This is a genomic window from Streptomyces bottropensis ATCC 25435 (genome assembly GCF_000383595.1).
Lineage (GTDB): Bacteria > Actinomycetota > Actinomycetes > Streptomycetales > Streptomycetaceae > Streptomyces > Streptomyces bottropensis.
In genome coordinates, this window is record NZ_KB911581.1 from 7,852,831 (window position 1) to 7,865,259 (window position 12,429).

General features: G+C 69.5%; 11 protein-coding genes. 1 reads left to right on the top strand and 10 read right to left on the bottom strand.

Annotation, left to right across the window (positions count from 1 at the left end; all coding sequences use genetic code 11):
• Positions 1-26 precede the first annotated feature (26 nt).
• The 5 genes from STRBO_RS0134810 to STRBO_RS0134830 all read right to left on the bottom strand — a co-directional run bounded on the left by STRBO_RS0134810 (position 27) and on the right by STRBO_RS0134830 (position 4,283).
• Positions 27-869, bottom strand: a complete 843-nt coding sequence (locus tag STRBO_RS0134810; RefSeq protein ID WP_005486782.1) for a carbohydrate ABC transporter permease — start codon at positions 867-869, stop codon at positions 27-29.
• Complete coding sequence (locus STRBO_RS0134815) at positions 866-1,813, bottom strand: carbohydrate ABC transporter permease (protein WP_005486783.1); 948 nt, start codon at positions 1,811-1,813, stop codon at positions 866-868. The genes STRBO_RS0134810 and STRBO_RS0134815 overlap by 4 nt, the downstream gene beginning before the upstream one ends.
• A gap of 4 nt (positions 1,814-1,817) precedes the next feature.
• Positions 1,818-3,119, bottom strand: coding sequence for an extracellular solute-binding protein (locus STRBO_RS0134820; protein WP_005486784.1), 1,302 nt, complete (start codon positions 3,117-3,119; stop codon positions 1,818-1,820).
• Positions 3,120-3,400: 281 nt separating this feature from the next.
• The gene (locus STRBO_RS0134825; RefSeq protein ID WP_005486786.1) at positions 3,401-3,682 is read right to left on the bottom strand and encodes a DUF3039 domain-containing protein; all 282 of its coding nucleotides are present in this window, start codon (positions 3,680-3,682) and stop codon (positions 3,401-3,403) included.
• Between the two features lie 28 nt (positions 3,683-3,710).
• The gene (locus tag STRBO_RS0134830; protein ID WP_005486788.1) at positions 3,711-4,283 is read right to left on the bottom strand and encodes a YqgE/AlgH family protein; all 573 of its coding nucleotides are present in this window, start codon (positions 4,281-4,283) and stop codon (positions 3,711-3,713) included.
• Between the two features lie 310 nt (positions 4,284-4,593).
• Here STRBO_RS0134830 and murA point away from each other — a divergent pair, with 310 nt between their 5' ends.
• Positions 4,594-5,940, top strand: a complete 1,347-nt coding sequence (murA, locus tag STRBO_RS0134835) for a UDP-N-acetylglucosamine 1-carboxyvinyltransferase (protein ID WP_005486789.1) — start codon at positions 4,594-4,596, stop codon at positions 5,938-5,940.
• A gap of 178 nt (positions 5,941-6,118) precedes the next feature.
• On the opposite strand, the gene STRBO_RS0134840 is transcribed toward murA, so the two are convergent.
• From STRBO_RS0134840 to STRBO_RS0134860, 5 genes are all read right to left on the bottom strand, one after another.
• The gene (locus STRBO_RS0134840) at positions 6,119-6,400 is read right to left on the bottom strand and encodes an HU family DNA-binding protein (RefSeq protein ID WP_005486790.1); all 282 of its coding nucleotides are present in this window, start codon (positions 6,398-6,400) and stop codon (positions 6,119-6,121) included.
• 279 nt (positions 6,401-6,679) lie between these two features.
• Positions 6,680-8,092 (bottom strand): NAD-dependent malic enzyme, encoded by a 1,413-nt coding sequence (locus STRBO_RS0134845; protein ID WP_005486791.1) that lies wholly within the window; start codon positions 8,090-8,092, stop codon positions 6,680-6,682.
• Between the two features lie 331 nt (positions 8,093-8,423).
• A complete protein-coding gene (locus STRBO_RS0134850) occupies positions 8,424-10,721 on the bottom strand; it encodes a HelD family protein (protein WP_005486792.1) in 2,298 nt (765 codons plus the stop codon).
• Between the two features lie 104 nt (positions 10,722-10,825).
• The gene (locus tag STRBO_RS0134855; RefSeq protein WP_028797017.1) at positions 10,826-11,611 is read right to left on the bottom strand and encodes an anti-sigma factor family protein; all 786 of its coding nucleotides are present in this window, start codon (positions 11,609-11,611) and stop codon (positions 10,826-10,828) included.
• A gap of 29 nt (positions 11,612-11,640) precedes the next feature.
• A complete protein-coding gene (locus tag STRBO_RS0134860; protein ID WP_013003188.1) occupies positions 11,641-12,216 on the bottom strand; it encodes a sigma-70 family RNA polymerase sigma factor in 576 nt (191 codons plus the stop codon).
• Positions 12,217-12,429 lie beyond the last annotated feature (213 nt).

Sequence of the window (12,429 nt, forward strand, 5' to 3'; positions counted from 1 at the left end):
TCGTCGTCACGTCCGTCGTCATCACGTCAGTCCTTGACCGCGCCGCCCAGTCCGGAGACCAGCCGTCGCTGTACGAGTACGAAGAAGACCAGCACCGGGACGGTCATCACCGTGGACGCCGCCATCACGCCTCCCCAGTCCGGGTCCTCGGGTTTGTAGAACACCAGCAGGGCCATCGGCAGGGTCGACCGGGACGTGTCGCTGATGATGAACGACTTGGCGAACAGGAAGTCGTTCCAGGCCGAGATGAAGGAGAAGACGCTGGTGGCCACCAGCCCCGGGAAGACGAGCGGGAAAAGGATCTGCCAGAGGAATCGGGAACGGCTCGCCCCGTCGAGCTGCGCGGCCTCCTCCAGCGCCTCGGGGACGGCCTTCACGAAGCCGCGCAGCATCCAGATCGCGAACGGCAGCGAGAACGCGATGTGGGGCAGGATCAGCGCGCCCAGGGTGTTGAGTTGGCCGAGGTCCCGCATCTGGAAGAAGAGCGGGATGGTGAGTGCCTCGACGGGCACCATCTGGGCCACCAGGAACATGACGAGCAGGGTGGTCCGGAATCGGAAGCGGAATCGGGTCACCGCCGTCGCCGCGAGAAAGGCGATCAGCGCGGAGACGACCACCACCGTGCAGGCGACGACAAGGCTGTTGACGAAGTAGCGGCCGAATTCCTGCTGCCCGAAGATACGGCGGAAGGAATCAAGGGTCGGCGCGAGGGTCCAGGGCCGGGGTTCGGCCGACTCGATCTCCCCCGTCGGCTTGACCGCGCTCAGCACCATCCAGTACAGCGGAAACGCCACCACGACCGCGATGACCAGGGCCGATGCCTCGGCGGCGAACCGCCAGGGGCGTCGTGGGAATGCCCGTGAATTCACAGCTCCTCCCCCTGTCGGCGCAGCAGTCGCAAATAGACCAGGGTGACCGCGAGCAGAATCACCAGCATCACCACGCCGATCGCCGAACCGAGGCTGTACTGGGAGGACGCGAAGGCCTTCTGGTAGGCGTACACGTTCAGGACGAGGTTCTGCCCGGCGATACCGCCGCCGCCCGTCATCACATAGATCTGGGTGAAGACCTTGAAGTCCCAGATGATCGACTGAATGGTGACGACGACGAGGATCGGCCGGAGCATCGGTGCGAGGACCGACCGCCAGATCCGCCACTGCGAGGCGCCGTCCAGGGCCGCGGCCTCCAGCACCTCGGAGGGTACGGAGCGGATGCCGGCGTAGACGGTCACCATCACGAACGGGAAAGAGCACCACACCACTTCGAGCAGGACGAGGAGAAAGGCGCTGTAACGCCCGTAGGTCCAGGAGTGGTCGCCCAGCCCCAGGACGCGGTTGACCGGGCCGAAGTCGGGGTCGAACAGCAGCAGCCACACCGTGGAGCCGGTGATCGCGGGCGTCGCCCACGCCCCGAGCGCCGCCAGCATCAGCGCCAGGCGTGGCAGGGCCCGTACTCGTGTCAGCAGGACGGCGAGCGCGCACCCCACGGCGAGCGTGGACACCACGCAGGCCGCCGCGAAGACGACCGTGGACAGGAGCACCCGCCAGAACTCGGCGTCCGCGAACAGGCGCTCGTAGTTCCCCAGTCCCTGGAAGGAGGTCGGTTCACCGCCGCTGACCTGGGCCTGGGTGTACTCCAGCAGCGAGATGAGGCCGAGCTGGTAGACGGGGTAGACGAGAAGGGAGCCGAGGACGACGAGCGCGGGGGCGAGGTAGAGCCAGGGGGTCACTTCACGCCTGCGGGGCGGACGGGCCGCGGCTCGGATGAGCGCGACCCGTCCGGCGGTCTTGTCGACCGTGTCGTGCACCGCCACCGGGTCAGCCGACCGTGCCGAACACGTCGTTCATCTGCTTCGCCGCGTCCGTCGACGCCTCGGCCACGTCCTTCTTGCCGCTGACGACCTCCTGGAACATCGTCGGCAGCACCAGCGAGGCGTCGATCTGCGCCCAGGCCGGGGAGGCGGGCACGAACTTCGTGCCGGAGGAGAGCGTCTTGACGAAGGGCTCGATGAACGGCTCCTTCTCGGCCGCCGCGGCCCGTGCGTCGGTGTACGTCGGCAGGAAGCCCATCGCGTCGAAGAGTTCGCCCTGGGTCTTCTTGGACGCCAGCCGCTTCATCAGGTCGACGGCGAGGGTGCGGTGCGTGGTGCTCTTCAGGACGCCGACGTTGTTGCCGCCCGCGAACGCCGGTGCCACCGAGTCGTGCTTCACCCCCGGAAGCGGTACGACCGCGTACTTGCCCTTGACCTTGCCGGCCTCCACGGCCGCGTGACTGAAGTCACCGCCGATCGCCATGCCCGCCTTGCCGGCCGCGAACGCGGTGACCGTGTCGTTGCCGCCCATGCCCGCACACTTGGCGGCCGGGCAGTTGTCGTCACCGAAGAGGGAGGTGTAGGCCTCGATGCCCTTGCGGGCGGCCGGGCTGTCGATCGTGGACGCGTACGAGCCGCCCTTGCCCTCGGCTATCTCGCCGCCGTGGGCCCAGACGAAGGGCATCGCGCCATAGGTGTAGGCACCGCCGACGACGATCCCGTACAGATCGGGCTCGGCGGCGCGGATGCGCTTGGCGGTGGTGGCCAGCTCGGCCAGGGACTTCGGGGCCTGCAGGTTCAGGCGCTCGAAGACGTCGGTGCGGTAGTAGAGCGCGCGGACGCCCACGAAGAAGGGCGCCCCGTAGATCTTGCCGTCGACCGTCACGGAGGTTCTGGCTGTGGGGTCGGAGTCCTTGGCGTCGGACCAGTCGTTGAACTCCCGGGTGATGTCGGCGAGTCCGCCGTCCTTCACATAGCCGGCCGTGTCGGTGTTGCCGTACTCGATGAGGTCCGGGGCGCTCTTGGGGTCGTTGAAGGCGGCCTTGATGCGCTGGGCGCGGGTCTCGACGGGGATGTACTCGACCTTCACCTTCGCGCCGTCGTGCGCCTGCTCGAAGGCGGTGACCACGTTGTCGACGACCTTCTGCTTCGGCGCGTTGCTCACCTCCTGGAAGAGCCAGACCCGCAGGGTGCCCGTCTTCTCGTCCTCCCCGGAGGAGGAGTTGTCGGAGGTCTGGGGGGCGCAGGCGGTGAGCCCGGCGAGGGCCACGGCCGCGAGGGGCACGACGAAGCGGGCGGCGAGCTTCATGAAGCTGTTCCTCCGGAGGGGGGAGCGGAGCGTTGCATTCTCTGCAACGGGCGTTCTGCTCTACACAACACACCGGAGGCTATGGAGTACATGAACATGACCACAAGAGGTCTCAACCACCTTGTGATCGGGGGAAGCGCTCTGCGCAACGGAGTTCAGGTCAAAGGGCGCGACAGAGCACGGATGCGCCCGTCTCGCGGGCGGGGGCGGGTGGTGTGTGGTTGCTCGCCCACCCGCGCCCGCCGACGAAGCAGACGCTCCCGAGCCGATCGCGCCCCGTGCTACTTCTTGCCGTCGCCCTGGTCGTCGCCGCCCGCGCCGAGGGACTCGAAGATCTCCTTGCACATGGGGCAGACGGGGTACTTCTTCGGGTCACGGCCGGGGACCCACACCTTGCCGCACAACGCCACGACGGGCGTGCCGTCGAGGGCGCTCGCCATGATCTTGTCCTTCTGGACGTAGTGGGCGAAGCGCTCGTGGTCGCCGTCGCCGTGCGACGTCTGCGGCGTCGGCTCGACGAGGGTCCCCGTACCAGTACCGCGCTCGGGCTCAAGAGTGCTCATGACGCAAGGGTACTGAAGCTCACGGGCATCAGTTGAGCGACGGGTCGTCCGGGTACGTGGCCACCATCGCGAGTTCGCTGCGCTGGCGGCGCAGGACCTCGCGCCACAGTCTCTCCGGGCAGGGCGAGGAGACGTCACCGGGTTCGGACTCGACGACGTACCAGGCCCCCTCCGCCAGCTCGTCCTCCAACTGGCCGGGCCCCCAGCCGGCGTACCCGGCGAAGATGCGCAGCGAGCCGAGCGCGGAGGCGAGCAGCTCCGGCGGGGCCTCCAGGTCGACGAGGCCGATCGCGCCGTGCACCCGCCGCCAGCCGAGCGGGGTCCGGTCCACGGAACCGCCACCGGGGATCACCCCGACCCCCAGCGCCGAGTCCAGCTGCACCGGGCCGCCCTGGAAGACGACCCCCGGTTCGCCGGCGAGTTCCGCCCAGTCCACCAGGATGTCGCCGACGCCCACCGGGGTCGGCCGGTTGAGGACCACGCCGAGCGAGCCCTTCTCGTCGTGGTCGAGGAGGAGCACGACAGCGCGGTCGAAGTTCGGGTCCGCCAGGGCGGGCGTGGCCACGAGCAGCCGCCCTGTGAGCGAGGACACCTCGGTCATGCCAGACATGATCCCGCATCCTGCCCCCGCGCGGGGAGCCAATGCCGACAGCGGTGTGCGCGCAGCTCACCGTGGGGGGAGGCGCGGCGGGGCGCACGGCGGCGGCGGTGACCCCGTGTGGCCGGTGATGAACGGTTCGTGTTGTGGCCAATCCATGACGTGGCTGAGAAGTCCCTGGGCTTCCGGAAGGGGGGTGGGCGGCGATTACGCTAGCTCTCCGGCCCACGCCGCGCCGGCCCCGCACCACGGGTCCACCGGCCGTCCGTCCACGCCGGAAAGCCTCTGCCCAACTCCACGGAACGCGAGATCCATGACCGTCAACGGCTCTGACGACGTACTGCTTGTACACGGCGGCACCCCGCTCAGTGGCGAGATCCGTGTCCGCGGTGCGAAGAACCTCGTACCCAAGGCCATGGTCGCCGCGCTGCTCGGCAGCGGTCCGAGCCGGCTGCGCAACGTGCCCGACATCCGCGACGTCCGGGTCGTGCGCGGGCTGCTGCAGCTGCATGGCGTAACGGTCCGCCCGGGTGACGAGCCGGGCGAGCTGGTGATGGACCCGACGAACGTGGAGAGCGCGAACGTCGCCGACATCGACGCCCACGCGGGCTCGTCGCGCATCCCGATCCTGTTCTGCGGCCCGCTGCTGCACCGGCTCGGCCACGCCTTCATCCCCGGCCTCGGCGGCTGCGACATCGGCGGCCGGCCGATCGACTTCCACTTCGAGGTGCTGCGGCAGTTCGGCGCGAAGATCGAGAAGCGCGAGGACGGCCAGTACCTGGAGGCGCCTCGGCGGCTGCGCGGTACGAAGATCCAGCTGCCGTACCCGTCGGTGGGCGCGACCGAGCAGGTGCTGCTCACCGCCGTCCTCGCGGAGGGCGTGACGGAACTCGCGAACGCGGCGATCGAGCCGGAGATCGAGGACCTCATCTGCGTCCTGCAGAAGATGGGCGCCATCATCGCGATGGACACCGACCGCACGATCCGCATCACCGGTGTGGACTCGCTCGGCGGCTACAACCACAAGGCGCTCCCGGACCGCCTGGAGGCCGCCTCCTGGGCGTCCGCCGCGCTGGCGACCGAAGGCGACATCTACATCCGGGGCGCCCAGCAGCGCTCGATGATGACGTTCCTGAACACCTACCGCAAGGTGGGCGGTGCCTTCGAGATCGACGACGAGGGCATCCGCTTCTGGCACCCGGGCGGCCTGCTGAAGTCGATCGCGCTGGAGACGGACGTCCACCCCGGCTTCCAGACCGACTGGCAGCAGCCCCTGGTCGTCGCCCTGACGCAGGCAACCGGCCTCTCGATCGTCCACGAGACGGTCTACGAGTCCCGCCTCGGCTTCACGTCCGCGCTGAACCAGATGGGCGCGCACATCCAGCTGTACCGCGAGTGCCTCGGCGGCTCGAACTGCCGCTTCGGCCAGCGCAACTTCCTGCACTCGGCGGTCGTCTCCGGTCCCACCCGGCTCCAGGGCGCCGACCTGGTGATCCCCGACCTCCGCGGCGGCTTCTCGTACCTCATCGCGGCGCTGGCGGCCCAGGGCACCTCCCGGGTCCACGGCATCGATCTGATCAACCGGGGCTACGAGAACTTCATGGAGAAGCTCATGGAACTCGGGGCCAAGGTCGAGCTGCCGGGCAAGGCTCTCGGCTGAGCCGCGCCCCTGAGAAGCAAGGGGCGCAGCCCCTGCTTCTCAGGGGGGCGGGGAACTGCGCGACCGGCCACGACGTACCCGCAGCCGTACGCCCACGCAGATGGGGGCGGCACCTGGAAGACCAGGTGCCGCCCCCATCAGGCGTTCCACACCATCCCTCGCGGGACGGACGGCAAGGTTACTTGCCCTTCGCCGCTTCCTTGAGCTTGCTGCCCGCGGAGACCTTCACGCTGTAGCCGGCCGGGATCTGGATCGGGTCGCCGGTCTGCGGGTTACGAGCGGTGCGAGCGGCACGGTGGGTGCGCTCGAAGGTCAGGAAGCCGGGGATGGTGACCTTCTCGTCGCCCTTGGCGACGATGTCGCCGACGACCTCGGCGAACGCGGCCAGCACGGCGTCGGCGTCCTTACGGGTCACCTCGGCGCGGTCGGCCAGGGCGGCCACCAGCTCACTGCGGTTCATGTTGTTACTCCCGTGTTCTTCTTGCCGTTGAGGCGGACCCGGGTCCGTCGTCAGACCCTCGCGCCCAGAAACGCATCCTGCACTCACCTGCGGCGGGAAAGCCAATCCAGCACCCCTGGGAGTCACACGAATACCCCTGGGAGTCACATGCACACCCCTGGGAGTCGTGGCAGGCCTGAGCTTGGCCGCCACACTAAAGGGCGGCACAAGCGCTCCGGCCCCGCGACGCGCCGACGGCGCGGGGCGTGGCAACCGTCACAGCGACGGGCAGCGACGGGTTCAGGCGGACGCCGCCGCCTTCGCGGCCTCGCGCACCGCCCCGGCGACCGCGCCCGCGACCTTGTCGTTGAAGACGCTCGGGATGATGTAGTTCGCGTTCAGCTCGTCCTCGGTGACGACGTTCGCGAGAGCGGTCGCCGCGGCGAGCATCATCTCGGTGTTGACGGTGCGGGACTGGGCGTCGAGGAGACCGCGGAAGACACCCGGGAAGACCAGCACGTTGTTGATCTGGTTCGGGAAGTCGGAGCGGCCGGTGGCCACGACGGCCGCCGTCTGGCGGGCGACCGCGGGGTCGACCTCGGGGTCCGGGTTCGCGAGCGCGAACACAATCGCGTCGTCGGCCATGGCGGCCACGTCGTCGCCGTCGAGGACGTTCGGGGCCGAGACACCGATGAACACGTCGGCGCCGCGCACGGCCTCCTTGAGCGTGCCCGTGAGGCCCTCGGGGTTGGTGTTGTCGGCGATCCAGCGCAGCGGGGAGTCCGCGGCGGCGTCGACCAGGTCGGCGCGGTCGCAGTGCACGACACCGTGGATGTCGGCCACGACGGCGTTCTTCACGCCGGCGGCGATGAGCAGCTTGAGGATGGCCGTACCGGCCGCGCCGGCGCCCGACATGACGACGCGGATGTCCCCGATCCCCTTGCCCGCGACGCGAAGTGCGTTGGTGAGGGCGGCGAGGACGACGATCGCCGTGCCGTGCTGGTCGTCGTGGAAGACGGGGATGTCGAGGGCCTCGCGCAGCCGGGCCTCGATCTCGAAGCAGCGGGGCGCGGAGATGTCCTCCAGGTTGATGCCCGCGAAGCCCGGGGCGATGGCCTTGACGATCTCGACGATGGCGTCGGTGTCCTGGGTGTCCAGGCAGATCGGCCACGCGTCGATGCCGGCGAACCGCTTGAAGAGGGCCGCCTTGCCCTCCATGACCGGCAGGGCGGCCATGGGGCCGATGTTGCCGAGGCCGAGCACGGCGGAGCCGTCCGTCACGACCGCAACGGAGTTGCGCTTGATGGTGAGACGGCGGGCGTCCTCGGGGTTCTCGGCGATCGCCATGCAGACGCGGGCCACGCCCGGCGTGTAGATCATCGAGAGGTCGTCACGGTTGCGGATGGGGTGCTTCGACGCCATCTCGATCTTGCCGCCGAGGTGCATCAGGAACGTACGGTCGGAGACCTTGCCGAGCGTCACACCCTCGATGTGGCGCAGCTGCTCGACGATCTCGTCGGCGTGCGCCGTGGAGGTCGCGGCGATGGTGACGTCGATGCGGAGCTTCTCGTGGCCGGACGCGGTCACGTCGAGGCCGGTCACCGAGCCTCCGTGGGACTCGACGGCTCCGGTGAGCTGGGAGACCGCGGTTCCGCTCGCGGGCACCTCCAGCCGGACCGTCATCGAGTAGGAGACGCTGGGCGCCGTTGCCATGGCCGACTTCCTCTGCTTTCGCGTACTTCTGCTACTGCGTTTGCTGCGTTTTGCCGTCCGATCGTCGCACCTACCGCCGGGTAGGCGTTAGCCGTCCGGGGTTGAGAACGTTTTGTTCTCAACAAGAAGAGGTCCACGTCACATTCGACGTGGACCTCTTCGTACGTTCAGTGGCACCGACCCGCCATGCTCGCCTCGCGGCAAGTGGTCGCTCGTAGCGACGAAGGTTGGGCCCGGGGGCTTGGATCGGGCCGGTGCCATCTCCAAGGCTAACAGGCGCCTCGGAGTTCGGGGAGTTGCCGATGCGCCGACGGGTGCGGGTGGTGGGACATCAGTCCCGGAGGAGGTCCGGGACTCCGTTCGCGTCGGGGTCGTCCCGCTCCGCCGACACGACCGTCAGCTGTTGGGTCGCCCGGGTGAGCGCCACGTACAGCACCCGTAGCCCCGCCGGGGACTCGTCGGCGATCTCCGCCGGGGAGACGACCACGGTGGCGTCGTACTCCAGCCCCTTCGCCTCCAGGCTGCCGAGGGCGACGACGCGGTCGCCGAGGCCGGCCAGCCAGCGGGCGGCCTCGTCGCGGCGGTTCATGGCGACGACGACGCCGACCGTGCCGTCGACGAGGTCCAGCAGGCGCGCGGCCTCCGCGCGGACCGTGCGGGCCAGGGTCTCGCGGGCGGCCGTGACGAAGCGCGGCTGGACGCCGGTGGAGCGGACCGCCGAGGGGGACTCGGAGCCCGGCATCGCCAGCGCGAGCACCTTGGCCGCCAGTTCGGCGATCTCGGCCGGGTTGCGGTAGTTGACGGTGAGGGTGAACCGGCGGCGCGGGCGGCTGCCCAGAGCCTCGTCGCGGGCCTCGGCCGCCTCGTCCGGGTCGGACCAGGAGGACTGGGCGGGGTCCCCCACGACCGTCCAGGTGGCGTGTCGGCCGCGGCGGCCCACCATGCGCCACTGCATCGGGGTGAGGTCCTGCGCCTCGTCGACGATGACGTGCGCGTACTCGGTGCGCTCCTGAGCCAGCCGCTCGGCCCGCTCCCGCTGGGTCTCCTCGCGGACGGGCATCAGCTCCTCCAGACCCGTGAGCTGGTCCAGGGGGTCGAGGTCGCGCTTCTTCCTGGGGCGGGCCGGGGTACCGAGGACGGCCTGGAGTTCGTCCAGCACGGCGACGTCGTGGACCGAGAGGCCCTCCCGTTTCAGGGAGCGGGCGACCCGGCGGACCTCGCTCGGATTCAGGATGCGCCGGGCCCAGCGGCCGAGGCGGCGCTCGTCGGACATGGCCGCCAGCACGCCGCGCGGGGTCAGCTCGGGCCACCAGGCGTCGAGGAAGGCGATGAAGTCGTCCTCGCTCGTGATGTCCTCGTCGAAGGAGGAGCGCAGCTCGGCGGCCAGCTCCGGGTCGCTGTGCCGGCCCGCCGCCCCCGACCGGGCCCACAGGGCGTCGAGGAGGAGCTTGCGGGCGCGGGGGCGCAGCAGGTTGACGGGGGCCGTGCCGCCGAGCGCGTTGTGGCGGACGCGGTCCAGTTCGGGGGCCTCCAGCTCGATGCGCCGGCCGAAGGCGACGACCCGCAGGCGGGTGGGCGCGTCACCCGACTCCAGGGCGCCCCGCGCGGCCTTCCGCAGCACCTTGAGCATGCGGTACGAGCCCTTGGCCCGGGCCACGGCCGGGGAGTCGTACAGCGTGGCCCCGACGCCGTCGACCAGGGAGCCGATCGCCCGGATGGCGACCTGGCCCTCCTCGCCGAGGGACGGCAGCACGCCCTCGGTGTAGGCGACCAGCAGCGGGGTCGGGGAGACGATCAGGATGCCGCCCGCGTACCGGCGCCGGTCCTGGTAGAGGAGGTACGCCGCCCGGTGCAGGGCGACGGCCGTCTTGCCCGTCCCGGGGCCGCCCTCGACATAGGTCACGGAGGCGGCGGGGGCGCGGATGACCAGGTCCTGTTCGGCCTGGATGGAGGCGACGATGTCGCGCATGGTGTGGCTGCGGGCCTGGCCGAGGGCGGCCATCAGGGCGCCGTCGCCGATGACGGCCAGCTCACCGCCGTCGAGGGAGGCCTTCAGCTCGGGGCGCATGAGGTCGTCCTCGACGCCGAGCACCTTGCGGCCCTTGGAGCGGATGACCCGGCGGCGGACGACCCGGCCGGGGTCGACCGGGGTCGAGCGGTAGAAGGGGGCGGCGGCCGGGGCCCGCCAGTCGATGACCAGCGGCGCGTACTCCGAGTCCAGGACCCCGATACGGCCGATGTGGAGGGTCTCGGCGATGTCGGCGGTGTTGTCGGGGCGGACGGCGCCCTCGGCCGGTTCGACGGCGGTGTACGCGCCGTCGGGGCCCTTCTTGCCGTCCTTGCCGAGCAGCAGGTCGATACGGCCGAACAGGAAGTCCTCGAACTCGTTGTTCAGCCGGTTCAGATGGATGCCGGCGCGGAAGACCTGGGCGTCCCGCTCGGCGAGTGCGCCGGGGGTGCCGACCTGGCCGCGCTGGGCCGCGTCGTTCATCAGGAACTCGGCCTCGTGGATCTTCTCCTCAAGGCGCCGGTACACCCGGTCCAGATGTTCCTGTTCGACGCCGATCTCCTTCTCACGTACCGAGTCGTGAGCGGAGTCGAGCGTTTCCTGCTGAACCTGAGCGGCCACCCGGGCCCCCTTCTGACGTGCTGGGCAGCCGTCCACCGTACGCGAAAAGGACCCCGTCAGGCTATGTGCCCGACCGGGGTCCCTTCACCACGTGTTCCGACGTGTCATGCCTTGACCGAGACGAGCTTCTTCCCGCTGAAGGTCAGAACCTCGAAGTGGTCGATCTGGTCCGGCGTGAAGGCGGCGCCACCATGAGTGTAGAGCGGCTGTTTGGCCTGCTCGGTCTTGGCGTCCTTGATGCCGTAGCCCCACTTCGGAACCGACCAGGAGGTGACCGTCTCGCGCTCGCCGTTCTTGCCGACGGCGATGAGCGAGCACTTCTCCGGGCCCTTGACGTTCTTCAGCTCCAGGACCGCGTGCGTGCCCCAGGCCTTGGGCTCCATGGCGATCGCGGCGCTGACCTGGGTGGCCGCGTCGGTGCCCGAGACCTTGTCCTTGTCGGCCATCTTGACGAAGGCCTCCTGGGCGGGGCCGGTGGCGGTCTGCTCCGTGCTCGAGTCGCCGCCGCCCGTCGTCGCGAAGACGGCCGTCGGGCCGCCGACGATCAGGGCGACGCCCGCCGCCAGCATGAAGAAGTTGCGCCGGCTCTTCTTCGCGCGGTGCTGGACGACCTCGCCGACCAGTCGGTCCGCGAGTCCGGTGGTCGGTTTCGCGGACAGGGACTCGCCGATCGCGGGTGTGCCCTGAGCGGCGGGCAGGTCCGCGAGCGCGGCCAGCATCGGTTCCATACCGGCCAGCTCGTCGAGCTGCTGGCCGCACCACTCGCACGTGGCGAGATGGATTTCGAACTGTGTGGCCTCGGCGTCGTCCAGTATCCCGAGGGCGTACGCGCCTACGGTCTCGTGGATGTTGTCGCCGGAACCCTGGGCTCCTTGCACAGATCCGGGCATTCCCGGTCCATACCCCCCGTAGATGTTGCTCATGCCGTCACCCCGCGCTCCTCTAGAGCCAGCTTCATCGACCGCAGGGCGTAGAACACCCGGGAGCGGACGGTGCCACTGGGGATGCCAAGCGTCTCGGCCGCCTCATTGACCGTACGCCCTTTGAAATAGGTCTCGACCAGGACTTCCCTGTGAGCAGGGGTCAGGTCGTCCAGCGCGTCCGACAGTGTCATCAGCCACAACGCCTTGTCGATCTCGTCCTCCGCGGGGATGACCTCCAGCGGCGACGGGTCGACCTCCTGCGGCCGGGCCTGCCGGCTGCGGTGGCCGTCGATGACGATGCGACGTGCGACCGTCACCAGCCAGGGGCGTACCGATCCGGTCGCTCGATTGAGCTGACCGGCGTTCTTCCAGGCCCGGATGAGAGTTTCCTGCACAACGTCCTCGGCGCGCTGGCGGTCGCCCGCGACCAGACGCAGCACGTACGCGAGCAAGGGTCCAGCGTGCTCGCGGTACAGCGCGCGCATCAGCTCCTCATCAGGCTCCGAGGGCTGCGATGCGCGATGTCGTGCCCTGTGCGGGCGTTCATCGGCCACAGCGGAATCCTTGCGCACGGCTACCTCCGGTGTCCGGGGGTTCCCCCAGTCGGTCGCTCACATCGGGATACGTAGGTAACCAGTTGTGTGTTCAGAGTTGAGCCACAACTTTCTCGATTAAACGCGGTGCGGGTGGGGCAGTTGGGGGACAAGTGGTCCCATATCCATGCTTAAACCGGCACGCACGGACGGGAATTGTGAAGACACCCGCGTCGCGATGTGAAAAACAGC